Below are 25158 nucleotides of genomic sequence, written 5' to 3'. Positions count from 1 at the left end.
GTCTTCCTTTTGACGGTTTTTACCTCCCCCGGCAGCGGGAATCCGGCACCGGGGGAGCGCGATTGTCGCCATCGTCTGTCCTGTGGGGGGTTAAGAGCGCAAATAGTGCTCTTTTTATCGCCAATGGGTGGCTGGGATCGCGTAAAAAAAGGTAAATGGGTAGCGCAGAAAGGTGTGGCTATTTAAAATCGGTACGCTTTCTGTCGTTGATCCTCAAAAGGAATTCTTCATGTCAAAACGTATATTGGCAGCGGTAGTAACTGTACTCTCTCTGACCGCTTTTTCACCGGCTTTTGCCGCTACCACGTCCACCCATGTGTTGCTGACAACCTCCGCGGGCAACATTGAGCTGGCTCTGGACGACCAAAAAGCGCCGGTTTCCGTGAAAAACTTTGTTGATTATGTCAACAGCGGGTTTTACAACGGCACCATTTTCCACCGGGTAATTCCGGGATTCATGGTGCAGGGCGGCGGTTTCGGCAGCGATATGAAGCAGAAACCCACCAATCCGCCGATCAAGAATGAAGCGGACAATGGTCTGCGTAACCTGCGCGGCACCATTTCCATGGCGCGCACCAGCGAAAAAGACAGCGCCACCAGCCAGTTCTTCATCAACGTCGCGGACAACGCTTTTCTGGATCACGGCCAGCGTGATTTTGGCTACGCCGTCTTCGGTAAAGTGGTGAAAGGCATGGAAGTAGCTGACAAGATTTCTCAGGTTCAGACAGAAAATGTGGGGCCGTACCAGAACGTGCCTTCCAAACCGATTGTGATTCAGTCAGCGAAAATCATTAAGAAATAATCGCTTACTGACCTGACATGTCCTGATGAGAGGTTAACGCTGTCCCCTTGCCGTTGAACGGTAAGGGGATTTTTTATTTCAACCGGTGCTAAGCGCCCGCTTCCTATCTTTAATCAGCGCAGGCTGATAAAGACACGTCTTTAGCCGTCAGGCAACGCTACCCCACCAATAAAATGTTAAATGCCAGCCACTTAGCGTGACTGGCATTCGCCGGTAAAGTTTTATTGCACTGAACGGATAAAAGCCGACGTTATTCCAGCTCTTTGGCCATTTGCTGCAGCCAGGCGTCCACACCGGTACTCGGGACTGTCAGAGTACGTTGGGTAGCCGCTGCGGTCGGGTAACCGCCCACTTCGCTCTGGCTGTTGACGAAGGTGCCGCTGCGTTTCTGGAAATCGCTGACGATGCGTTTATCCACCGCGTCGCGATCTTTCGGGCGAGCGCCGGCGTGCTGCGTCACCTGACTGACCACCGACGAGGAACTGATCGCGGTCAGCCCGGTGGGCCATACCGGCGCCGATTTCAGCAGGTTGATGCCGGTGCCGGAGGTTTGCGCCACGGCCTTGCCTGATTTGTCGAAGGCCAGGTTGTCGCTCATCCAGACATCGCCGCCGGTGGTGTTGCTGCCGACCAGCGACAGGCCGGACTTGGTGTTGGCGCCGTGATACATCACGTTACCGGCGATCGCCACTTTGGCGTTCACCGGCAGGGAGCGGCCTTCCCATTCGCTCTGCACCGCACCGACACGAATACCCCAGATGCCTGGGTTGTAGATCAGGTTGTTGACCACCACGCCGGTAGTCGCGCCCTTGAACCAGGGGTTACGCTCGTTGTTGTGGGCGTACAGGTTGCCGATGATCGCCGCGTTGGTCACGTTATCGTGGACCAGCGTGCCCATCGAGTGAATGCCTTTGGAGTGGCTGGAGTCGTACAGGCCTTCCGCAATGATGTTATTGGAGAAGGTGACGTTATGAGCCGTACCGGACTGACCATCGTAACGCGGCCCGGAAACCGACAGGTTTTCGTCGGTGCCCCAGGCAAAGCTACAGTGGTCTACCACCACGTTATAGGCGTCCGGCCCGTAGAGCGACACATCTTTCTCAAAGCCGCTCTTCTTGGCGTGACCGTTATCGCCGATGCGGAAACGGATATGTTGTATCAGTACGTCATGGGTGGAGATCATCATGCCGCCCTTGACCAGCGTGATGCCCGGCGACGGTGCAGTCTGACCGGCAATGGTGACGTAAGGTTCGGCAAGCCGGATGTCTCTATCCGATATGTCGATCACGCCGCCCACTTCAAACACGATAATGCGCGGGCCTTTGGTGGCCAGCGCTTCGCGCAGCGAGCCGGCGCCGCTGGAGGCCAGCGTAGTCACGCGGATGATTTTGCCGCCGCTGCCCGCTACCGTCTCGGTTCCGAATCCTTTCAGGTCGGGGGCGGCGGTGCTGGCGGCCTGAGCGGTCAGGACGCTGGTGCTGAACAGTAAAGCAAACAGAAGGGTATGTTTCATAATGGCTTGCTCCTTATGCCGGGTCGTGTCCTGTCTGGCATTAGTGACACGGCGAGATAAAAAAGCGGGCGAGCGAATGTCGCTCCCCCGCTCCATAGTGGCTCCGCTATCCGCCCGGGCTTGCCGGGCGGATGGGGTTCCAGACATCAGCGTGGCTGATGGGAACCGATTATTTACAAGCTGAGCTGGTCAGCTCGGCCAGGTTTTTACCGACACCAGCGTAGTTAGCCAGTTTGTCCTTCACGCACTGTGCGCTGACCGGGCTGTAGCTGTAGGTCACAGTCGGGTAAGTGCCGGTGGAAGTCCAGCTATCGGCGTTGACGTAAGCTTTGGTATCCGCCGTCCAGGTGATGTTGTAGGTAGCGAAATCAGCCGGTTTGGTGATGTTGTTGTTTTTCAGCACCCAGGTGCCGAAATTGCTGCCGTCGTAGCGGGACGTCACCGGGTTCACCGCGTTTTCGAACCAGTTGCTTTCGACCAACGCCTTGCCGTTCTGACGCACGTTCAGACCAGAGCTGGTGATGTTGGTGTACAGGTTGTTGTAGGCGTGTACGTTACCGCCGCGCTGCAACGGCAGACGGGCGTTGACGTCATTGTAGATATTGTGGTGGTAAGTGATGTTGCGTTCGGCGCTGTCAGAGGCGCTGAACCCTGCCAGACCGACTTTCTTCACGCCGTGGATGTAGTTGTAGGAAATGGTGACGTAAGTGGCGCCTTTCTTGATGTCAAAGGCGGATTCGAACGTGGTGTCGCCGTCTTTGGTGCCATCACACTCGTGGTTGGCGGCAAACAGTTCGTTGTGGTCCAGCCAGATGTTCGGCGAGTTGTCGATACGGAACATATCGCCATCCTGAGCGCCGCCCGGCAGGTAGCCGATACGCATGTTGCGTACTACTACGTCGGAGGAGTTCACGATCCAGATGCCGAAGTTGGCGGAAGAACCGTTGGCGCCGATGATGGTGATGCCTTTGGTGAAGTCTTTGATTTCCACGCCGCGGGCGTCTTTGCTCCACTGGCCGCAGATATTGGCGGCAGCGGCGTTGATCAGCGAATCTTCGTTACCGGTATAGGTGATGACCAGCGGGTACGCGCCGCCTTTCACCTTTTTGCCTTTGGCGTCGAGTTTGGCGGCATCGATGATATCGATGATGTCCTGCATGGATGCTGCGGTTTTGCTGACGGTTCCTGTCACGTTGCCCCCGGAAGTGGTGGCATAACCGCCCGTCGCAGCCAGACTGGATTGACTAAAGGCCAGCAGCAGACCGGCGGCAATCGGGGCAATGAATGATTTCATGAGTAGTATTCCTGTTTTTGAAAAATGTGAGATGGGCATTTATCGTTCCACATGCCCTTTATAGGTTGGTGCGGCAGGGGTATCCCGGTCATGTTTCAGGTTACGAACGCGCCGACGACCCTCGCTTGCCCCAGTTACTTGCTTCTGTCGCTGGGGTTTGCCGGTTGCCGTCTGCCCGCAACCCGAATATTTAGGGGATAGATAAGTAAAACCGAATCGCACGAATCAACCTGTGCTCAGTTTTAGCTCAAAAGTGGGACATTTCAATAGTTGGAACGGCGGTTCATTATTAGAGGTGATTATGTTTTTGCAAATTTTGACAGACGTCACTTTTGGCGGCCGGAGTTCTGACCACTTAGTTATAACGTTTGATAATTAAAAGATGATTAATTATCAAATTAGCGTGAAAAGCGGCATAAGGCAACGTGCATAGCCGGTAGCGTTCCGCATCGGGTTCATGGTGATAAGGTGCCATGACGGCCTGGCTGCGTATCGAAGAAGAAAAAGAGCGGGCGTGTGGCCCGCTCGGTGATGGGGCGTCAGCTGGGCCGTTTTCATGCCCGGCTTTCGCTGTCGGATTATTTACAGGCTGCGCTGGTCAGCGTCGCCAGGCCTTTGCTCACGCCGGCGTAGTTAGCCAGTTTGTCCTTCACGCACTGCGCGCTGACCGGGCTGTAGCTGTAGGCCACCGTCGGGAAAGTACCGGTGGAAGTCCAGCTATCCGCGTTGACGTAAGCCTTGGTGTCTGCCGTCCAGGTGATACTGTAGGTAGAGAAGTCGGCCGGTTTGGTGATGTTGTTGTTTTTCAACACCCAGGTGCCGAAGTTCTTACCGTCATAGCGGGACGTCACCGGGTTCACCGCGTTTTCGAACCAGTTGCTTTCGATCAGCGCCTGACCGTTCTGGCGCACGTTCAGGCCGGAACTGGTTACGTTGCTGTACAGGTTGTTGTAAGCGTGCACCAGGCCGCCGCGCTGCAACGGCAGACGGGCGTTGACGTCGTTGTAGCGGTTATGGTGATAAGTGATGTTGCGGCCGGTGTCGCTGCTGCTGGAACCGTCCAGACCGACTTTCTTCACGCCGTGGATGTAGTTGTAGGACACGGTGACATAGTCCGAAGCCCCCTTGATATCTACCGCGGCCTCAAAGGTGGTGTCGCCGTCCGGCGTACCGTCGCATTCGTGGTTGGCGGCGAACAGTTCGTTGTGGTCAATCCAGACGTTCGGCGAATCGTCAACGCGGATCATGTCGCCATCTTTGGCCCCGCCCGGCAGGTAGCCGATACGCATGTTTTGCACCACCACGTCGGAGGATTTCTTAATCCAGATACCGAAGTTGGCGGAAGAGCCGTTGGCGCCGATGATGGTGATGCCTTTGGTGAATTCTTTGATTTCCACACCGCGGGCGTCTTTGCTCCACTGGCCGCAGATATTGGCGGCAGCGGCGTTGATCAGCGAATCTTCGTTACCGGTATAGGTGATGACCAGCGGGTACGCGCCGCCTTTCACCTTTTTGCCGTTAGCATCCAGACGGGCCGCGGCGATGATATCGACGATATCCTGCATCGACGTCGCCGTTTTGCTGACGGCGCCTGTCGTGTTGCCGCCTGCTGTAACGGCGTAGCCGCCGGTGTCGGTGGCGGCCAGCAACGGTTGACTGAGTGCCAGTAGCAGTCCAGCGGTAATCGGGGTAATGAGTGATTTCATAGCGTGTGTTCCTTTTCTCTAAACCATAAATATGTTGCGGGCATGTGTTATTCCCTTCGCCCGTATTGAGGGTGGAGTCGGCATGCATTGGTAAGAGAAATCAAAGTATGCCGGCAGCCAGACTCATTTTTAGTGTAAAAATCGCACAATTCAATAATTGAAATGCCATTTCATTATCTGGATCGAAGAGATCTTTTAATAGTTTTGAGCAGGCTCACGCTAACGTGTTCCCATAATGAAAGCGGGGAATAATTGTTTAGTCATGCTCATGGTTTTGGTTTGGCATGAACTGTGAAATCGGTCACTGGCGTTCTGGATGGCTCGCCGGTTGACCTTGTTGCTGACGTCTGCTTCCTCTCTCCCGCATTTCGCCGTATTTCCACGCTGAACAGCCGCGCTCGCTAACCGGGCGATTCCTTACCCTGCTTTTATCGCTGAAATGAGCAGACGGAGAGGATATGCAACCAATTGATGAATTAACAATTTTGTCCGAAGGGATGCACGATGTGGTGCGAAGGCGAATTTTGCGGACCTACACCGCGCGTATGGAGGAGCAGCGGCGACATTTCGCCGGGTTTCAGACCAACCAACAGGGAGAGTTCGACGCCGGATTGCGCCCGTTGCTGGACATGAATCTGCTGAATCTGGGAGACAGCATGGAGCCCGGCGCCTATCAGGTTAACAGCAAGCGTTTTGAACGGGCGGTGCTGGATTATTACGCCCGGCTGTGGAACCTGCCGTCGCCGTACTGGGGATACCTGACCGCGATGGGGTCTACCGAAGGCAATCTGTTCGCGCTGTGGAATGCGCGCGATTTTCTGTGTGGCGCGGCTACCACGCACTGGCCGGCCATGACGCATGCGCGTTACGCGCCGGTGGTGCTGTATTCCGACCACAGCCACTATTCGCTGGCGAAAGCCTGCCGGGTATTGCAACTGGCGACGCCTGCCGAAGCCGGGCCGACGCTGGGGCGTTGCCCAATCAACGCCGGCGTGTGGCCGCGAGCGGTACCGTGCGACGACGCCGGGCGAATCGATGTGGAGAGCCTGCTGCAACTGGTGATGTTTTTTTATCGCTACCGGCGGCCGGTGATTGTCTGCCTGACCAGCGGCACCACCTTCAGCGGTTCCTGCGACGACTGGCCGCAGATTACCACGCAACTACGGCAGCGCCTGCCGCCCAATACGCCGCAGCAGCGCAGTTACTGGGTGCATGTGGATGGCGCGCTGTCGTCCAGTTATCTGCCGTTCTGGCCGGAACCGGAAGGGCGCCAGCTGGCGATTGATGCGCAGGCGGCGTCGCTGCACTCCATCTGCGCCAGCCCGTACAAATGGCTGAGTATGCCGTGGCCGTGCGGCGTGGTGATGCTGTCGGCGCCGTATCGCGCGGTGGCGCTCAGCCGCCCGAATTATATCGGCAGCGGAGACTCGACCTTATCCGGTTCGCGTCCCGGCCTGTCCGCGGTGGTGTTGTGGAACCAACTGTGTCGCCTCGGCGAACAGGGGCAGCGGGAGATGATCCGCCGCTGTCACGACATACAGCGCTACGCTCACCAGCAACTTCGGTACCTATTTGAACGGCTTGATCCCGGCCGGGAACGACTGTTTCTGCAACCGTTACTCAGCGGCTCGCTGATGGTGCAGTTCAGCGCGCCCAGTCCGTCCATCATCGAGCGTTTCTCGTTGTCCAGCGAACAACTGATGGTGCAGGGCAAGCCTGCGCTCTTCTGCCATCTGGTGGTGCTGCCGCATTGCCATCGGGCGCTGGTGGACAACCTGTTGTGGGCGCTGGGTCAGCCAGGCGCTTTTCCATCGGCCGGGGAGGTGTGAGATGCGGATTCTGTGGTCATGCTGCGGGCTTGTTTTGTTGCTTATGGGGTTGCCGGCGTGGTCCGCGCCGGCGGATAGCGCGGCGGATGCCCGCCCGGTGGATGTGAGTGTGAGCATTTTTATCAACAAGATCTATGGCGTGAACACGCTGGAGCAGACCTACAAGGTCGATGGCTACATCGTGGCGCAATGGACCGGAAAACCGCGCAAAACGCCGGGCGATAAGCCATTGATTGTCGAAAATAACCAGATCGAGCGGTGGATCAATAACGGATTATGGGTGCCGGCGCTGGAATTCATCAACGTGGTAGGCAGCCCGGACACCGGCAATAAACGCCTGATGCTGTTTCCCGACGGGCGGGTCATTTATAACGCCCGCTTTCTCGGCTCATTCAGCAATGACATGGACTTCCGGCTGTTTCCGTTTGATCGTCAACAGTTCGTGCTGGAACTGGAGCCTTTTTCCTATAACAACCAGCAGCTGCGGTTCAGCGATATACAGGTCTACACCGAAAATATTGATAACGAAGAGATCGACGAATGGTGGATTCGGGGCAAAGCCTCTACCCACATCAGCGATATTCGTTACGACCACCTGAGCAGCGTACAGCCCAATCAGAACGAGTTCTCCCGCATTACGGTACGGATAGACGCCGTGCGCAACCCGTCGTACTACCTGTGGAGTTTTATTCTGCCGCTGGGGCTGATTATTGCTGCGTCCTGGAGCGTGTTCTGGCTGGAGTCTTTCTCCGAGCGACTGCAAACCTCGTTCACTCTGATGCTGACGGTAGTGGCCTATGCGTTTTACACCAGCAATATTCTGCCGCGTCTGCCTTACACCACGGTCATCGACCAGATGATCATCGCCGGGTATGGCAGCATTTTCGCGGCGATCCTGCTGATTATTTTCGCCCACCACCGTCAGGCGAACGGCGTGGAAGACGATCTGTTGATACACCGCTGCCGCCTGGCCTTTCCTCTCGGGTTTCTGGCGATTGGCGGCGTGCTGATTATACGGGGGATTACGCTATGAGCGCTTCACCTTCACGGGCGGCGCTGGCGGAAGCGCTGTTCGCCAGCCTGATCTTTATCGGGCTGCTGGGATTCTCTACCTACATGGTCTACCACAAGTCGATCAGTACGCTGGAACAGGAGATCAAAATCGGGTTGTTGTCGAACGTGCGGGCGGCGGCCTCCACCCTGTCCGGCGATCGGCATCAGGACATTACCGCGCGCACCGTGCGCGATGATCCGGTTTATCAGCAACTGGCGGTGCAACTGGAACGCATTCGTCAGGCATCGCAGGATGTGCGCTACATCTATACCACGGTGCTGGATCAGGACAAGGTGCGGTTTGTGGTGAACCCCAGCCCGCAGAACGACAACGATGGCGACGGCCTGCCGGACCTGCCTCCGGCGTTGATGCAGGTGTATGACAACGCGCCGTCGGAACTGGTGGACGCATTGCGGCAGCACAAAGCTGCGGTGTCGGACCAGCCGTATCGGGACGAGTGGGGCTCTTTCATCAGCGCCTACGCGCCTTTTTATGACCAGCAAGGCGAGTTTCGCGGCGTACTGGCGATGGATCTGGAGCTATCGAGCTTTTATCAGCGGCTGGAAGCGCTCAATCAGGTATTTCGCAAGGCAATCAGCACCATTCTGTTTCTCGGGCTGGTTGTCGGGCTGGCGGTGTGGTGGATGCGGCGCAGCAGCCAGCAGGTCCGGGTGCAACTGGCAAGCCGCGAACAGGCCTACAGCGCGCTGCTGCACGCCACGTTGCCTTCACAACTGGAGCGATTGTATGACTGGCCGCTGCCGTTACTGTTCCTGCGCGGCGGCGACCATGACCGGCCGCCGGCGTATCTGGCGGCAACGGCTGCCGATCCTTGGCTGTCGGGAGGCGAGCAGGCACAGCAGGCAAGCCTGAGCGAGTGGTGGCGCAATGCGGCGCCGTCGCTGCTTCCCTGCCCGGATTCGGTGTTGGCGATTGCGTCGACTGAAGCGCTGGAGGCGCATTTTTCGCCAGACTGTTGTCACCGTTTCTGGCTGCAGAGCTTTCAACTGTGGCGGCAACTGGCGCAGCAACCGCTGACGATTGAGGTCAGCCAGAGGGAAGAGGCGTTGCTGTATTGGGTGCTGGATGTCCGGCTAACGCGGTGCGGCGAGCCGAACGGCGCTGTGACTGAGGAGCCGGACTGGTGGCGGCGTTTTCTGCGCTGGCAGGCGGAGGCGGAATCCGCGCAGGTGACGATCCGTCAGGTGACGCGCGGCCAGTTGTTGCTGAGCTGGCGAGTGCCTAAATATCCGGAGGCGCTATGATGCCGCGTTTACTACCGATACTGTTAATCGTGCAGACCTTCCTGATCCAACTGGTTTCCGGCATCAATTACGTCACCATTCCGGTGCTGATGAACCTGCAGGGCCATAATAATCTGTGGATCGGCGTGGCGATGGCCTGCGAAATCATTGGCGTGCTGCTGTTCCACCAGCGCCTAAGCCGCATCATCCAGCGGATGGGGTTGATGTGGTCGACGCTGCTGCTGGTGCTGTTGCGCGCCAGCCTGTGCGCCAGTATGGCGTGGCAACAATTTTACCCCGGCTGGCTGGTCAGCATTCTGGGATACGGTCTGTGTACCGGGATGCAGTTGATCCTGTTGCAGACCTGGCTGAATCAACTGCCGTTGCGACGGCGCGGCATCATCATGGGATTGTTTTCCGCCGCGCTGTCGCTGGGGGTGGCACTGGGACCGGTATTGCTGCAACTGACGCAGGTCTCCATGTCGCAACGGTTCTGGCTGACCGCGCTGCTCAGCCTGAGCGCGCTGCTGCTGGTGTGGATCGCCCACATCAATCCACTGTCGGGAACGGTGTCCGCGGTGCGTTTTCGCTTTGTCTGCCGCCATGCCCGCGCCATTCTGGTGTCCGCGCTGGTCGGCGGCGTCAGTTTCTACGGCCTGCCCAACTTCCTGACGCTGTATGGCATCAGCGACGGGCTGACGGAGGAGCGGGCGTCGTTGCTGATGACCATGTTCATGCTGGGCAGCGTCACGCTCGGGATGCTGGTCAGCCTGCTGTCGGATTGGGTAAACCGGCAGTGGATCGTGGTGTTCTGCATTTTCTGTTCGGTGGTTTGCGCAGTATTTCTGGCGCTGGCGGTGTATGCCGATTACGGCGCTACGCTGGTGCTGCTGTATATCTGGGGCGGTAGTATGGGCGGCGTTTACAGCATCGGCCTGTCGCTGATCGGCGATCGCTTTCATCCACAGCAGCAGATGTCCGCCAACATGAGCTACACCATGATGGATTCACTAGGCGGCATCGCCGGTCTGATTGGCATCGGCTTCATGATGGACCGTATGGGGCCGGAAGGCATGACGATGGTGCTGGTAGCGGTAGGTTGTGCGTTTCTCTGCTATTTGGTGTGGGAACTGGTCGAACACCAGACGCCTTTTCAATAAACGTCTCTTCTCAATGAGCCCGCACCGTACGGGCATTGCCCGCGGTGTTTTTCTTCCCGATCCCCGGCGTATTGCCGGGGACTGGTTCATCATGTCCTTATTTTCTCCGGGTTTACTGCATGTTCCCCTGCTTTTTGCCGATGTTTACCCAAGAGAGGGAGCGTGTTTCCTCTGCAAACTGACTGCGTCAAGCAATTGAGGAGGAAACCCGATGACTCTTGAAATCAGCCAGGAAAAATTAAAAAAGGTAATGACGGCGGCCGGTGCGGACGACCTCGCGCTGTTCCAGCCCGCGTTGCAGCAGGAGTGCAATGCGGCGGAGATCAACACCCCGCTACGTTTTGCGCACTTTGTCGCCCAGATCGCGCATGAAAGTAATGAACTGCGTGCGCGGGTGGAGAATTTGAACTACAGCGCCAAAGGGCTGCGTTCGGTGTTTGGGCGCTATTTCACCACCGATGAGATGGCCGCGCAGTGTGAGCGCAAACCGGAGTCGATCGCCAACATTGTTTACGCCAACCGGCTGGGCAACGGCGCGACGGAAACGGGAGATGGCTGGAAGTACCGCGGCCGGGGGTTGATTCAGCTGACGGGGCGTGACAATTACCGCACCTGCGGGAGCGCCATCGGCCAGGATTTGGTGACGAACCCGGATTTGATCAGCCAGAACCCGTCGGTGTCGGTGGCGGCGGCGATCTGGTTCTGGAAAAAGAACGGACTGAACGCGTTGGCCGATCAGGATGACGTCAATGGCATTACCCGTCGGATTAATGGCGGCCTTAATGGTCTGGCAGACCGTAAGGACTATCTGGCAAAAGCCAAGCGCGCTTTTGGTTGAGAAGCGGCCGGCGGTTCCAGTCTGGTAAGCGGGAATTCCGGGGTTGCAGGCAGCTCCGGTTTTATCAGAAACAGGCATTCGCCGCGCCGGAACGAATAATTATCCGTTTTACAAAGGAGATCGTCATTCAATAAACGTTCAGTATTTTATTTATCAGTTCTATGTAACCTACTGAGCTACATAGAACTGATAAAACTGATACTAAAGTGATACCAAAATATTTTTTAAGTAAGGCTACTATAAATTTATTAGCCTAAGATAAATGCTCAACTTGTCAGAACGTTTTTAAACAATAAAACGATGACGAGCATTTATTGAGAAATACCGTATTTGCTGTGTGAATGTTCTGCGCCAGTTCCAGAGTGAAAGAAAATATAACCGGAATGATTGCTGATAACTTGTGCGATAATCACGGTTGTTATTCTCTTGCAAACGGAATGGTATACAAACACCGGGGATTTTAAATTCCATATTCAGGAAAGAGAATGATGATGCACCCGTCGAACACTCATAATGCATTATTGAATAACCCACTTTCTGATTTACAGCAATTGGGGATAAATGGAGAAGGAATAAAAATCGGTATTATTGATGGCGCCATTGATTGCCAGCATCCGATATTAAATCATTTAAATATTGAATGCCTTTCTGTGCAGACAAATAAAAGCACCTCACACGGTACGGCTGTGGGCAGTATTATCGGTGGAAAGGGCGTTGGCATTGCACCGGCGGCAACCATTTTGAGTATTCCCGTCTTTCATGAAGACGAGTGGGGAAATATTCATGGCTGCTCTGAGCGTACGCTGGCGAAAGCCATTCGTGATGCTCGTTTAAAGGGGTGCAATATTATCAACGTTAGCGGTGCGTCATTATCGGTTAATGGCCAGGGAACGGATGAATTACGCAAAGCTGTCGACGATTGCGAAAAAGAAGGCGTATTGGTTATCGCCGCTGTCGGTAATGAAGGCCGTAATAGTGAGTCATTACCGGCGTCGATGGATTTTGTTTTAGCCGTCGGCGCTTGTGATAAAGAGGGATTGCCCGCCTCATTTAATAATTACGGGGTGAAGCTGAGAAAGAAAATGTTGCTGGCATCTGGTGTATCAATCCCTGTTGCTACGCCGAATTATGATCTGTCTGTTGTATCTGGTAGCAGTTTTTCTGCCCCGGTGGTGTCGGCGGTCTCGGCATTAATCATGAGGGCGATGAATGTAGCAAACGATCGTCGTGCGTCAAAAATGATTCGGGACGTGCTGTTTAACACAGCCACCCCACTCGTGTTGTCAACGGCAGGTAATCGGGAGTCTGTTGTATACCGATTAAATATTCAGAAATTATTCCGGCAAATAGCACAGGAATTCTATCACCAACCACCAAAAAGGATCACCACCATGTCAACTGAAGAGAAAATGGTTGAACCCGCCGCCGTGGAGCTGCTGGTTCCCTCGATTATCGACGCCCAGCAGGACATTCAGGATATCGAGCTGGATGACGATGAGGTGCTGGCGCCTTCCAGCCTGAGCCCGGAAGCGAGCGCCCCGTCGCGCGCCGCCGGCCTGTCGTTATCGAAAATCAGCGATCCGGCAGCCAATCACTATGTCCATGCTCCGGCCCGGCGGGTTATGCCGCAATCCTCGCTGCTGGATGCGCGCACGGTCCGCGATCAGGAAAAGATCTTTGTCATCGGCCAGGTCGGCTATGACTTCGGTACCGAAGCGCGGCTGGATTATTTTACCCAGGTGATGGGAAATAAAAGCGGCTACCCGTTTGACCCGGTGCAAATGGCTGAGCACTTGAATACCGGTGATAATGCGGAACAATCCAACGCGCTTATCTGGACGCTGAAAATTGACGGCATTCCGGTTTATGCCATTAAACCGGATGCTCAGTTCGCGGTGCTGGAATATGCCCGTTTGGTGGAGTTCCTGTACGAACAGGAAACCAAAGGCGTGGAGCGCGTTTCCATCGCCGGGATTATCAGCGGCGAAACCCGTTTGTTCAACGGCCAGGTGATCCCCACCATCAGCCCGGTATTACGCGGCATGTTCAACTGGGAATCCCAGGATATTTCCAAGATGCTGATGGGGGAAAGCGCCGTCGGCACGCCGAAATCCAAGGAACTGGTCAACTTCATCAACCGCATTTATTACGAACTGCGTAACCGGGGTTACGAGTCGAATGAACGCGCCATTAACTATGCGGCCACCAACGCTTATCAGATGAAGGAAATCTTCGACGACGCTTTCGGCGAAGGGTTATTCCTGAACAAGATCGGCGCGGAACGCAGCCCGGTCAGCCGTCCGGAATCCGATTGCTGGGACGTGGTGCTGGAATTCTTCAACCCGAAAGAACGCCTCACCGCCGCACGCAAACTGTATCGCTACACCATTGACGTCAGCGATGTCATGCCGGTCACCATCGGTACGCTGCGCAGCTGGCATGCCTATTAATATCGGCCTGCCGAACCATACCGTTTTTCAGCTTTGCCGCCAGTCGGTGGCATTAACCTGGGGATATCCCCAAAACGTAATGCAAATACACTCAAGGAGAAATAACCATGAAACTTCCAACCCAAGCACAGAATGTTAATCGCGCTAACCGTGTTGCCGAAGCCAAAGCGTCCGGCGTTAACCCGGCCTTCTGGGGCCAGGCGCTGAATCTGCTGAAAAAAGCAGGCCAGGGCGCGCTGTCCGGCGTACTGAGCTAATCAGTAATGGTGCATGACCGAATGGTCATGCACCATTTATTCATAATAAAAATAAATAATTAAATGTAGTCTGGTGTTAATTGTGTTGTCAAAATCAGGGGATATTAGGTTAGGTGAATTTACATCATAACTAATTGGTATGCTTTATTGTGGTTGGTGTGCGTAAATATCAACCTGTCGTGAGTGTGGTCTGGTATTTGGAAATGAAGCCATGAAAAGGTGTATTGATTTTGATTGCAGAGGGGAATGTATGTCTAACAACGGATTTATGGTGAACACAGCAGTGATCAAAGACCTCAGGTTAAAAAAAAATTAAGTCAGGAGGAACTGTCAGAACAAAGCCTTGAATCAAAGTGTTATATCTCTATCTCTACAATAAAAAGAGCGGAGTTAGGCAAGCCGATCTCCAGACAAACGTTGTATAAATTTGCAAAATTCTTTGATGTCACCGAGGAGAACCTCGTGCTGCAGTCACATGATCCCGCATCCTGTGATTTTAATTCTGATGAGTATAAATATATCGCATTTTTGTTTGCTGATTTATATCAGATGCTGGTTCTACGTGATGCGAATAAAATCTGATTGTAGATATAGAAAATAATATTTTAATGGTTTTAAGAATGATGCCGTTTTTATCATTGTGATAAGAGTGGTTGCATAAGAATAAAGTAATGGCCTATTCAGCGATACAATAGCGCCGAATATTTATTCGGCTGATTTTAATGCCGGCAGGGAATGCATTTATTTTTATCCCGATACAACGGTGATAATGAGTAAAAAATCAGTAAAGGGATTTACATTATTTTTACCAGGGTTTGTCCAGAGAGTCTGTCGACAGAATCTACGGATTCATTTTGATTGTCGAAATAGCGGTTTGAATGAGAAGGGCGTGTTGCAGAAGTCACGCCATTTCTTATGAAGGGGCGCATTTTATTACCTCAACTAATTTGACTGCAGGAAAACCAACGCACCTGCAGCTTGAAACATGACGGGGATATTGTGAAATGTGCACTGGCAGGAGTTGAATAAAGGATTTTCCCGTGAAAACAGAAAATATACTACCTGGTAAATTAAAAAGTATTCCTGCCGAAAAAATACCCCTCATGGGCTATTCGGTGGGGCGACATATCCCGGAATTTATCTTTTTGCCTTCGGTACTGCGTGACCGAATCGATCGGTTGATGTTATCCGGTAGACCCATTTTGCTTTCTGGCGAGCCGGGCGCAGACCTGTCTGAGATTACCGGCTATATTCGCGCCAGACTTCAGGCGTTGCAGGGGCGCTATGTCGAACTGAGCGGCGAGGGCGATCCAACGAAACGGCTGGAGGAGGCACTCGCCGCTATTCCCGACGATCGTCGGCTAACCTTGTGCATTCCTGGTTTTGATACGCTGACCGAACAGCAGCAGCAGAAGGCTCTGGCGTTGCTTCGGGTGGAACATGCCAGGCGGAGCGAGCTACGGCTGGTGTTCGGGCTGATTGCGGCGCCGGCGGAGAACAGCGCGTCGTCGGCGCAGCCTGCGGCGCAACTGGTGTCGGCATTTGGCTGCCAGTCGCTGTCAGTACCGGCCCTGAAAGGCCGAACGCAGGATATCGCCGAACTGGTTCATGCCGCCTGGCAGGCGTACCGTCAGTCAATCCGGCAGACATTGCATCCTGAGGTGCTGTTTCACCTGCATCATTACGACTGGCCCGGCAATGTGCGGCAGCTGTGGCACAGTATCGCCCGGCTGTTGATGCTCAGCGACGACGCCGAGATCGACCTGTCGCAGGCCAGTAGTATTCTGCCGCAAATCGTGGCGCGAACGGGGCAAGCGCCGTCAGGCGAGCGGCAACGGATCAACCGTTCATTATGCGATGCGGTGCTCAGCCGCGATCAGGACGCCCTGCAACAGTTTCACCCGTCGGTGATCAAAGCGCTGCTGTATCTGGGCGAGCATTTCCAGCAGGAAGTAACGTTGATTGAGCTGGCGGAAAATTCCCACATCAGCCCGTCGCATCTCTCCTATCTGCTCAAGCACAGCCTCCGGCTGTCGTTTAAGCAGATTCTGAATCAGACCCGCATCTTCTATGCCTGTCAGCGGCTGGAATGCCACCCCATGAGCCGGATCACCAATCTCTACCTGGATTGCGGCTATGGCGACCTGAGCCATTTTGAGAAGATGTTCAAACGCTATACCGGCGTTACGCCCATCGAGTTCCGGAAAAAATTCAACCCGGTGGTGCTGCGTGATGAAACCGGGTGACAGCCGACGCCCTTTCTTAACGTCCCCGGTCATGGCATGGCCGGGTTTTCCCCGGGATTGGCGCACATTTATTTATTTCCTTCTCCGGCTGTTTCAGATGTGCATCTGGACAACCGTGTCTTAACTCTTCAGACTCGACATCATTCCTTCTTCATCATGCTGTGTTAGGTATGATGTCTGCGACGAGCGTAACGCCATTCACCCGCTGATAGATAAAGATATGTTGCTACTTATCGACAACTACGACTCCTTTACCTACAACCTGTACCAGTATTTTTGCGAGTTGGGGGCGGAGGTGCTGGTCAGGCGTAATGATGCGCTGACTTTGGCGGACATCGAGCGGTTATCGCCGCAACGGCTGGTGATTTCCCCCGGACCCTGTACGCCTGATGAAGCCGGGATTTCGCTGGCGGCTATCCGCCATTTTGCCGGCACGCTGCCGATTTTGGGGGTGTGCCTAGGGCATCAGGCGCTGGGGCAGGCATTTGGCGCACGGGTGGTGCGCGCCCGTCAGGTGATGCACGGCAAAACCTCGCCGGTGCGGCACACCGGCCGCGGCGTGTTCGCCGGGCTGGCAAACCCGTTGACCGTCACCCGTTATCACTCGCTGATTCTGGAACAGGATTCGATGCCTGATTGTTTTGAGGTAACCGCCTGGACCGAGAACGACGCCGGAATGGATGAGATCATGGGAGTGCGTCACCGCTCGTTGCCGCTGGAAGGCGTGCAGTTCCACCCGGAAAGCATTCTCAGCCAGCAGGGGCATCAGCTACTGAAGAATTTCCTTGATTTATAGAGGGATAGTGGGAGCAAATCCGGCTTTATACCCGTCATGCTTCACGTTGCAGGTGTGCCGGCGTTATTACCAGGCCCTTCCTATTTAGGGCATGTCGGATTAATGATTGCGTATTTTTGATTTTTTATGCATATTTAATGACTATATTTTCACTCGAAAACCACGGATATCACAACGGGGCAGCAAATGGCGACAGAGAAAGCAGCAGTAACACGGGATACTTACGATAAGGTAATTCTTCCGGTTTATGCACCCGCGCAGTTTGTGCCGGTAAAAGGCAAAGGGAGCCGTGTCTGGGATCAGCAGGGCAAGGAATATATCGATTTCTCCGGCGGCATCGCGGTGACGGCGCTGGGGCACTGCCATCCGGCGCTGGTGACGGCGTTGAAAGAGCAGGGCGAAACCCTGTGGCACACCAGCAACGTGTTCACTAACGAGCCGGCGTTGCGTTTGGCCACCAAACTGATTAATGCGACCTTTGCTGACCGCGTCTTTTTCGCCAACTCCGGTGCGGAAGCCAACGAAGCGGCATTCAAGCTGGCTCGTCATTACGCCATTACCCGCCACAGCCCGTACAAAACCAAGATCATTTCGTTTTATCAGTCGTTCCACGGTCGTACGCTGTTCACCGTTTCCGTCGGCGGCCAGCCGAAATACGCCGATGGTTTCGGCCCGAAACCGGCGGACATCGTGCACGTGCCGTTTAACGATCTGGATGCGGTAAAAGCGGTGATGGATGACCACACCTGCGCGGTGGTGCTGGAACCGATTCAGGGCGAAGGCGGCATCACGCCTGCCACGCCGGCGTTCCTCAAAGGGGTTCGCGAGCTGTGCGACCAGTATCAGGCGCTGCTGGTGTTTGATGAAGTGCAGTGCGGCATGGGCCGCAGCGGCAAGCTGTTCTCTTATATGCATTACGGCATCACGCCGGACATTCTGACCACCGCCAAAGCGCTGGGCGGCGGTTTCCCGATCAGCGCGATGCTGACCACGGAAGAGATCGCGTCGGTAATGGCGGTCGGCACCCACGGCACGACTTACGGCGGCAATCCGTTGGCCTGCGCAGTGGCGGAAGCGGCGCTGGATGTGATCAATACGCCGGAAGTGTTGTCTGGAGTGGTGGATCGCCATGCGCGCTTTGTGTCCGCGCTGGAGAGTATCAACGCGCAGTACGATATTTTCGACGAAATCCGCGGCATGGGGCTGCTGCTGGGCGCGCAGCTGAAACCGGCCTGGCATGGCCGCGCCCGGGATTTCCTGGCGGCATCGGCGGATCTGGGGTTGATGGTTCTGGTGGCGGGGCCGGACGTGATTCGCTTCGTGCCGTCGCTGGTGATTACCCCGGAAGAGATCGATCAAGGCATGGCGCTGTTCGGAAAAGCAGTGGCGCAGGTGGTGAAAGGCGCGTAAGCCGCGATTTTTCTTTCCACTAAAACGACAAGAGCGTGCCTGGGCACGCTCTTTTTGATCCGGCTGATGTTGATCCGGTGGATGATAATCAGCGGGTGCCGTACACCACGATGGTTTTACCGTGGGCGGAAATCAGGTTCTGATCTTCCAGCATTTTCAGGATACGACCGACGGTTTCGCGGGAACAGCCGACAATCTGGCCGATCTCCTGTCGGGTGATCTTGATCTGCATGCCGTCCGGGTGGGTCATGGCGTCCGGCTGCTTGGCCAGGTTGAGCAGGGTTTGCGCGATACGACCGGTAACGTCGAGGAACGCCAGGTTGCCGACTTTCTGCGAAGTCACCTGCAGGCGGCGCGCCATCTGCGAGGACAACCGCATCAGAATATCCGGGTTGACCTGAATCAGCTGGCGGAATTTTTTATAGGAAATCTCAGCGACTTCGCAGGCAGTTTTCGCCCGGACCCACGCACTGCGTTCCTGCCCATCTTCGAACAAGCCAAGTTCGCCGATAAAATCGCCCTGATTCAGATAAGAAAGAATCATTTCCTTGCCTTCTTCATCCTTGATCAGCACGGCAACCGAGCCTTTCACGATGTAGTAAAGCGTCTCTGCTTTTTCACCCTGATGAATCAGAGTGCTCTTCGATGGGTACTTGTGAATGTGGCAATGAGAAAGGAACCATTCGAGAGTCGGGTCTGTTTGCGGTTTGCCGAGAACCATTCGCTGTTATCCTCTGTTGTAATTCACTGCGCAAATCACAGGGCTCAGAGTTCCCTGTACGGCGTGATAACATAGTTATAATTCAATTCCGTCCTGGCGGAATGACGTCAGGGAATAAATATACTGAGGCTGTCTATCGGATGACGCCAGTAAGCCGGCTGCGGGTCTTGCAGAGGCTCAACATACACCGGTTTACTTCTTCGTTTGTAACACAGGTTGAGTGTAGTGTCTTGTGTTGTCTCGCTTCAGCATGATTAAGCTCTGATTATCAGGCTTTTTTGTACATAAGCGGTGTAAAATTTCAAAAATAATTGATTGAGGGCAAACTTATGCAGGCTCGGGTGAAATGGGTTGAAGGGTTAACGTTTCTTGGCGAATCCGCGTCCGGACATCAGTTGCTGATGGACGGTAACGCCGGCGATAAAGCCCCCAGCCCGATGGAAATGGTGCTGATGGCGGCAGGCGGGTGCAGCGCCATTGATGTGGTGTCTATCCTGCAGAAAGGCCGTCATGATGTGGCGGACTGCGAAGTGCGTCTGACCTCTGAACGCCGTGCGGAAGCGCCGCGCCTGTTCACCGCCATCAACCTGCACTTTATCGTTACCGGCAAGGGGCTGAACGACAAGGCGGTAGAGCGCGCGGTGTCGCTGTCGGCGGAGAAATACTGCTCCGTGGCGCTGATGCTGGAGAAGGCGGTGACGATTACCCACAGCCACGAAGTGATCGCGCTCGACTGAATTGCCTGCACGCGGCGGCTAACTTCACCGCCCGCCGCGTCGCTTAATCAATATGATTACCTTCTACTAACCGCTGCACCAGCGGCATCATGATCAACTCCATCGCCAGCCCCATTTTGCCGCCCGGCACCACCAGCGTGTTGATGTGGGAAATGAACGAACCCTGCAGCATCGCCAGCAGGTAGGGATAATCAATGTGGTCCAGCCCCTGAAAGTGGATGACCACAAAACTTTCGTCCATCGACGGAATGGCTTTGGCGGCAAACGGGTTGGAGGTGTCCACCGTCGGCACGCGCTGAAAGTTGATATGCGTGCGGGAAAACTGCGGAGTGATGTGGGTGATGTAATCTTCCATCGAACGTACGACGGAATCCATTACCGCTTCGCGGGAGTGACCGCGCTCGTTGATATCGCGCACCAGCTTTTGAATCCACTCCAGGTTGACGATCGGCACCACGCCGACCAGCAGGTCGACATGCTGCGCCACATCGTGCTGGTCGGTGACTACGCCGCCGTGCAACCCTTCGTAGAACAACAGATCGGTCGGTTCCGGCATCGGCTCCCACGGGGTGAAGGTGCCCGGCACCTGATTGTAGGGAATCGCCTCGTCGTAAGTGTGCAGGTATTTGCGGGTCTGGCCGGTGCCGCTGTGGCCGTATTCGATAAAGGAGTGTTCTAGCTGGCAGAAGTCGTTCGCTTCCGGCCCGAAATAGCTGATGTGGCGGCCCAAATCCCGCGCCTTGCGGATCGCCATATCCATTTCCGGCCGGGTGTAACGGTGATAGCTGTCGCCATCCACCAACGCGGCGCGAAGATTCAGTTGCTGGAAAATCTTGCGAAACGCCAGACTGGTGGTGGTGGTCCCCGCACCGCTGGAGCCGGTGACCGCGATAATTGGATGCTGGTGCGACATGGTGTGCAACCTCCGGTGAATGGTGCAACCTCCGGTGAATGGTGCCAACTCCGGTCAGAGATATCTGATAATTGTTAGCATGTTTATACCGCGGTGACACGCCAATTTACGTTTTTAAGCGATTGATTCAGGGCTGATACCGTTCACCGCTGCTGAGCTGACTGCGGGGCATGATATTGACGGTTTCATGCAGTTCAGACCAGACCAACACCACGTCGCCCTGCGCCAGTTGCTGGCGTACATCGGCCACTTTTTCATCCAGCGTTCGCTCCTGCTCGCCGTAGTCGGTCCCTTCGCGCAGGACGAACGATTCAATCAGGTTTTGCAGCGTTTCCGACGCCAGTTCTTGCCAGGGAATGATCATGCGTTCTGCTCCAGATAAGGGGTAAACCAGTCGGGAATACGGTGTTCCAGCCACAGTTCGGGTTTGCGCCATGACCCACCGACAAAGCCGACATGGCCGCCGCATTCCGTCAGTTGGTAGTCGATGTTGGCCGGCAATTGCGATGTATCGGGGATCACGGCCGGCGTCATGAACGGGTCGTCTTTGGCCTGAATGATCAACAACGGCTGGCGGATGTGCGATAACCGCGGCAGCGCGCTGCTGCGCCGGTAGTAGTCCGTCGCGCCGGTAAACCCATGCAGTTGTGACGTCACCAGGTCGTCAAACTCCCGCAGGCGATGTACCTGACGTAGCCGTTCGGCGGAAATCGGCAGGCTGCCGGGGTAGGCGGAGAGCTTGCGCAGGGCGCTGCGGCGCAACAGATTAAGCAGATACGACTGGTACAGCCGGGAAAAGCCGTGCTCCAGACGGTGGCTGCAAGGCTCCAGCATCAACGGCGCGGAGACGATAGCCGCGGCGTTCAGCGTGCCGGGCGCGTCCTGACCGCTCAGCAGGCAAGCCAGCATGTTGCCGCCCAGCGATACCCCGACCGCCGCCGTGGGCGCGGCGCCCAGCGTCTGGTTCAGCCAGTGCAGAAAATAGCGGGCGTCTTCGGTTTCGCCGGCGTGATAGGCGCGCGGCAGGCGGTTGGGCTGCCCGCCGCAACCGCGAAAGTGCATCACCACCGCCAGCCAGCCGCGCCGCTGGCAGGCGGTCATCAACCCGTGGGCGTAAGGGCTGTGGAAACTGCCCTCCAGACCATGAAACAGCACCACGCGAGGTTTGTGTTTCGCCTGAGCCGGCGTTTCGCTCCAGGCGAGATCGACAAAATCCCCGTCCGGCATAGTCAGCCGCTGCCAGACCGGTTTCAGCGCCGGATGGCGTCGAAGCAGGCGCGGCAGCAGAGTCTGCAGATGGGGATTGCGCACGCCCGGCAAGGGCTGAAAACACTCGCTACGGTGAGAAGAATTATTCATAACCAGAAAGCCATGATGAAAAGGTGTCGTGATGCCCGTGGCGGCGATGCCTGTAGCGGCATCGCGAAAAGCTTGTCTGCATCACATCACGCTGCTAGGTTGTGACGTCCCTTCTGTTACAGGATTGTCGTTTCATGGAGCACTTCAGTCTGTTTCTTTCAATGCTCGGTTTCTTGTGGGTCGCCGCCATTACGCCCGGCCCCAATAATATGCTACTTACCGCCTCCGCCGCCAATTTTGGCGTATTGCGTTCTATGCCGTTGATGCTGGGCATCATGGTCGGCATGCAAAGCATGTTGCTGCTGGTGGCGCTGGGGCTGGGGAGCGTGATCCTGCTTTATCCGTCGCTGCATTTGGCGTTGAAGGTGCTGGGCAGCGCCTATCTGCTATGGTTATCGTGGAAGATCGCCACCGCGGCGTATGAAAAACTGGATACCGACACCGCGCCGTCGGCGCCGATACCGCTGTATCAGGGCGGGTTGCTGCAATTCCTCAATCCGAAGGCCTGGCTGATGGCGTTGGGCGCGGTGGCGGGGTTTAGCCTGGCAGGCGACGGTTACGCAGGGTCGGTGGTGGCTATCAGCATTGCGATGGTGTGCGTCAATTTCGTGGCTGGGGTTATCTGGCTGGGATTCGGCGCGATGATCGGCCGCTTGTTGCGTAGCCCGCGCGCCTGGAAGATTTTCAATCTCGCGATGGGGTTGCTGACGGCGACCTGCGTGCTGATGATCTGGCATTGATGGGTGCGGCGGGCCGTACGTTGCCCGCCGTTTGGACGTGAAGTCGGGTTTTTACCCCTGGCTTTCCGCGTCGCGCAGCAACTGCTCCAGTTGCTCCTGCGCATCCAGCCAGGCCATTTCGGCGTTTTCCAGATCCGCTTTCGTCGCGCTTTGCTTTTGCAGGCACTCGGTCAGTTCGCTTTTACGGCTGACGTCATAAAGCGCGCTGTCGGCCAGGCGTTCTTCCACTGCGGTCAGCGCGGTTTGCAGTTTCTCCATCTGTTGTTCCAGTTGGGTAATCTGCTTGCGCAGCGGTTGGGTCAGCGTGCGTAGCTCGGCGTCGCGCCGTTTCTGATCCTTCCTCGACTGAGCGCTGTTGGCGGCGTTGTCTCTGGAAGCGGATTCCGTTGCGTTATCCTGCTTCTGCGCATCCAGCAGCCATTGCTGGTAATCCTCCAGATCGCCGTCAAACGGTTCGACCTTGCGGTCGTGCACCAGATAGAGATCGTCGGTGGTGGATCGGATCAGGTGACGATCGTGAGACACCACGACCAGCGCGCCTTCGAAGTCGATCAACGCCTCGGTCAACGCCTGACGCATGTCGAGATCCAGGTGGTTGGTCGGTTCGTCGAGCAGCAGCAGGTTGGGGCGCTGCCAGACGATCAGCGCCAGCACCAGCCGTGCTTTCTCGCCGCCGGAAAAGCGCTCGGTAGGCTCGGTCACCTTGTCGCCCCGGAAATCAAAACCGCCGAGGTAGTCGCGCAACTGCTGCTCGGTTTCCCGTTCCGCCAGCCGGACAAGGTGCTGCAACGGCGACTCGTCGGGACGCAGGAACTCCAACTGATGCTGGGCGAAATAGCCGAGACGCACGCCTTTGGCCAGGCCGATGTCGCCGCTGAACGGCTGAAGCTCGCCCGCCAGCAGCTTGATGAGCGTCGATTTCCCGGCGCCGTTGTGGCCGAGCAACCCGATGCGCGAACCGGGCACCAGATTGAGTTTGATGGAATCCAGAATCAGACGGTCGCCGTAGCCCGCGCTGACTTTTTCCATCCGCAACAGCGGGTTGGGCAACGCTTCCGGCGCCCGGAAGCTGAAGCGGAATGGGTTGTCGACGTGGGCCGGGGCGATAAGCTCCATGCGTTCCAGCATCTTGATACGGCTTTGCGCCTGCTTGGCCTTGCTGGCTTTGGCGCGAAAACGGTCGATGTAGTGCTGCAGGTGGGCGACCCGCTCCTGCTGATGCTGGTACATCGCCTGCTGTTGAGACAGGCGGGTGGCGCGCTGCTGCTCGAACGAGGTGTAGTTGCCGGTGTATTCGAACAGGGTTTCCTGCTCGATATGCAGAATCCGGTTGGCGATCGGGTCGAGAAAATCCCGATCGTGGGAGATCAGCACCAGCGTGCCGGGATAGTTCTTCAGCCACTTCTCCAGCCAGATCACCGCGTCCAGATCCAAGTGGTTGGTCGGCTCGTCGAGTAGCAGTAAATCGGAACGGCAAATCAGCGCCTGCGCCAGATTCAGGCGCATACGCCAGCCGCCGGAGAAGTCGCTGACGGGCTGTTGCAACTGTTCCTGCTGAAAGCCGAGCCCGTTGAGCAGGCTGGCGGCGCGGGCCTGAATCGACCAGGCCTGAACGGCGTCCAGCTTGCCGTGCAGGGTGGCGATGGCGTTGCCGTCGTTGCGGGCATTCGCCGCGTCCAGGTCGGCTTCCAACTGGCGGAACTCGCGGTCGCCGTCGATCACGTAATCAATCGCCGATCGCGCCAGCGCCGGGGTTTCCTGATTGACCCACGCCAGCGCCCAGTTTTGCGGAAAGGTTACGCTGCCGCCGTCGGCGCTGATTTCCCCTTTCAGCAACGACAACAGGGTTGATTTGCCACAGCCGTTTTTACCGACCAGGCCGACTTTTTGGCCGGGGTTGACGGTAGCGGTGGCGTTGTCCAGCAGTACCCGGGTACCGCGTCGAATTTGCAAGGAGGAGAAAACAATCATAACGCGCCAAATGTTCAAATATGTTAAATTACCGATCGGGTATCAGGACTGCCGTGTCCTGTTTTATTGCTGCGCAGCATGGTAGCCGAAAATACCTGCAATGACGACGCTTTGGAGG

Annotated in this window: 22 protein-coding genes; 14 read left to right on the top strand and 8 right to left on the bottom strand. The window is 55.9% G+C overall.

Annotated features, from left to right (window positions below):
• Positions 1-229: 229 nt before the first annotated feature.
• Positions 230-802 carry a peptidylprolyl isomerase A gene (gene ppiA, locus CPA59_RS20730; protein ID WP_038920429.1) on the top strand — a complete coding sequence of 191 codons (573 nt, stop codon included), beginning with the start codon at positions 230-232 and terminating at the stop codon, positions 800-802.
• 250 nt (positions 803-1052) lie between these two features.
• Here the strand turns inward: ppiA and pelZ are convergent, their stop codons facing one another.
• From pelZ to pelC, 3 genes are all read right to left on the bottom strand, one after another.
• Complete coding sequence (pelZ, locus tag CPA59_RS20725) at positions 1053-2315, bottom strand: pectate lyase PelZ (protein ID WP_107760606.1); 1263 nt, start codon at positions 2313-2315, stop codon at positions 1053-1055.
• 169 nt (positions 2316-2484) lie between these two features.
• Complete coding sequence (pelB, locus tag CPA59_RS20720; RefSeq protein ID WP_107760604.1) at positions 2485-3609, bottom strand: pectate lyase PelB; 1125 nt, start codon at positions 3607-3609, stop codon at positions 2485-2487.
• 578 nt (positions 3610-4187) lie between these two features.
• Complete coding sequence (gene pelC / locus CPA59_RS20715; RefSeq protein ID WP_049854221.1) at positions 4188-5315, bottom strand: pectate lyase PelC; 1128 nt, start codon at positions 5313-5315, stop codon at positions 4188-4190.
• Positions 5316-5773: 458 nt separating this feature from the next.
• Between pelC and CPA59_RS20710 the strand changes: the two genes are divergently transcribed.
• The 11 genes from CPA59_RS20710 (at position 5774) to CPA59_RS20665 (ending at position 18599) form a co-directional block, all read left to right on the top strand.
• Entirely contained in the window at positions 5774-7144 is a 1371-nt protein-coding gene (locus CPA59_RS20710) for a pyridoxal-dependent decarboxylase (RefSeq protein WP_038920425.1), read from the top strand.
• A 1-nt stretch (position 7145) separates the two neighbouring features.
• On the top strand, positions 7146-8177 hold the full coding sequence (locus CPA59_RS20705) for a gamma-aminobutyric-acid receptor subunit beta (protein ID WP_038920424.1): 1032 nt from the start codon (positions 7146-7148) through the stop codon (positions 8175-8177).
• Complete coding sequence (locus tag CPA59_RS20700; protein WP_107760601.1) at positions 8174-9463, top strand: PDC sensor domain-containing protein; 1290 nt, start codon at positions 8174-8176, stop codon at positions 9461-9463. The genes CPA59_RS20705 and CPA59_RS20700 overlap by 4 nt, the downstream gene beginning before the upstream one ends.
• Positions 9460-10602 carry an MFS transporter gene (locus CPA59_RS20695; protein WP_038920422.1) on the top strand — a complete coding sequence of 381 codons (1143 nt, stop codon included), beginning with the start codon at positions 9460-9462 and terminating at the stop codon, positions 10600-10602. Before CPA59_RS20700 ends, CPA59_RS20695 begins: the two co-directional genes overlap by 4 nt.
• A gap of 211 nt (positions 10603-10813) precedes the next feature.
• Positions 10814-11440 (top strand): glycoside hydrolase family 19 protein, encoded by a 627-nt coding sequence (locus CPA59_RS20690; protein ID WP_107760599.1) that lies wholly within the window; start codon positions 10814-10816, stop codon positions 11438-11440.
• A 485-nt stretch (positions 11441-11925) separates the two neighbouring features.
• Entirely contained in the window at positions 11926-13890 is a 1965-nt protein-coding gene (locus tag CPA59_RS20685; RefSeq protein ID WP_038920419.1) for a PatA/PatG family cyanobactin maturation protease, read from the top strand.
• A 107-nt stretch (positions 13891-13997) separates the two neighbouring features.
• Positions 13998-14147, top strand: coding sequence for a hypothetical protein (locus CPA59_RS23000; RefSeq protein WP_022635150.1), 150 nt, complete (start codon positions 13998-14000; stop codon positions 14145-14147).
• A gap of 264 nt (positions 14148-14411) precedes the next feature.
• Positions 14412-14729, top strand: coding sequence for a helix-turn-helix transcriptional regulator (locus tag CPA59_RS20680; RefSeq protein ID WP_107760597.1), 318 nt, complete (start codon positions 14412-14414; stop codon positions 14727-14729).
• Positions 14730-15187: 458 nt separating this feature from the next.
• On the top strand, positions 15188-16393 hold the full coding sequence (locus tag CPA59_RS20675; RefSeq protein WP_107760595.1) for a helix-turn-helix domain-containing protein: 1206 nt from the start codon (positions 15188-15190) through the stop codon (positions 16391-16393).
• A 220-nt stretch (positions 16394-16613) separates the two neighbouring features.
• Positions 16614-17189 (top strand): aminodeoxychorismate synthase component II, encoded by a 576-nt coding sequence (locus CPA59_RS20670; protein WP_107760593.1) that lies wholly within the window; start codon positions 16614-16616, stop codon positions 17187-17189.
• A 186-nt stretch (positions 17190-17375) separates the two neighbouring features.
• Positions 17376-18599: an aspartate aminotransferase family protein gene (locus CPA59_RS20665; protein WP_107760591.1), complete on the top strand. Its 1224-nt coding sequence runs from the start codon at positions 17376-17378 to the stop codon at positions 18597-18599.
• Between the two features lie 88 nt (positions 18600-18687).
• On the opposite strand, the gene crp is transcribed toward CPA59_RS20665, so the two are convergent.
• A complete protein-coding gene (gene crp / locus CPA59_RS20660) occupies positions 18688-19320 on the bottom strand; it encodes a cAMP-activated global transcriptional regulator CRP (RefSeq protein WP_012768072.1) in 633 nt (210 codons plus the stop codon).
• Between the two features lie 329 nt (positions 19321-19649).
• Between crp and CPA59_RS20655 the strand changes: the two genes are divergently transcribed.
• Positions 19650-20057: an OsmC family protein gene (locus CPA59_RS20655; protein ID WP_038664988.1), complete on the top strand. Its 408-nt coding sequence runs from the start codon at positions 19650-19652 to the stop codon at positions 20055-20057.
• Positions 20058-20100: 43 nt separating this feature from the next.
• Here CPA59_RS20655 and CPA59_RS20650 read toward each other — a convergent pair whose 3' ends face one another.
• From CPA59_RS20650 to CPA59_RS20640, 3 genes are all read right to left on the bottom strand, one after another.
• Positions 20101-20970: a phosphoribulokinase gene (locus tag CPA59_RS20650; RefSeq protein ID WP_038920414.1), complete on the bottom strand. Its 870-nt coding sequence runs from the start codon at positions 20968-20970 to the stop codon at positions 20101-20103.
• 127 nt (positions 20971-21097) lie between these two features.
• Positions 21098-21334, bottom strand: a complete 237-nt coding sequence (locus tag CPA59_RS20645; RefSeq protein WP_038664995.1) for a YheU family protein — start codon at positions 21332-21334, stop codon at positions 21098-21100.
• Entirely contained in the window at positions 21331-22329 is a 999-nt protein-coding gene (locus CPA59_RS20640; protein WP_049854212.1) for a hydrolase, read from the bottom strand. The genes CPA59_RS20645 and CPA59_RS20640 overlap by 4 nt, the downstream gene beginning before the upstream one ends.
• 134 nt (positions 22330-22463) lie before the next feature.
• Here CPA59_RS20640 and CPA59_RS20635 point away from each other — a divergent pair, with 134 nt between their 5' ends.
• Entirely contained in the window at positions 22464-23069 is a 606-nt protein-coding gene (locus CPA59_RS20635) for a LysE family translocator (RefSeq protein ID WP_038920412.1), read from the top strand.
• Positions 23070-23120: 51 nt separating this feature from the next.
• Here CPA59_RS20635 and CPA59_RS20630 read toward each other — a convergent pair whose 3' ends face one another.
• On the bottom strand, positions 23121-25040 hold the full coding sequence (locus CPA59_RS20630; RefSeq protein WP_038921147.1) for an ABC transporter ATP-binding protein: 1920 nt from the start codon (positions 25038-25040) through the stop codon (positions 23121-23123).
• Between the last annotated feature and the right edge of the window lie 118 nt (positions 25041-25158).

It is taken from the genome of Dickeya sp. Secpp 1600 (assembly GCF_003049805.1).
GTDB lineage: Bacteria > Pseudomonadota > Gammaproteobacteria > Enterobacterales > Enterobacteriaceae > Dickeya > Dickeya fangzhongdai.
Note: the sequence above shows the minus strand (reverse complement) of the source record. Positions and strands in the feature narration are given on the sequence as shown.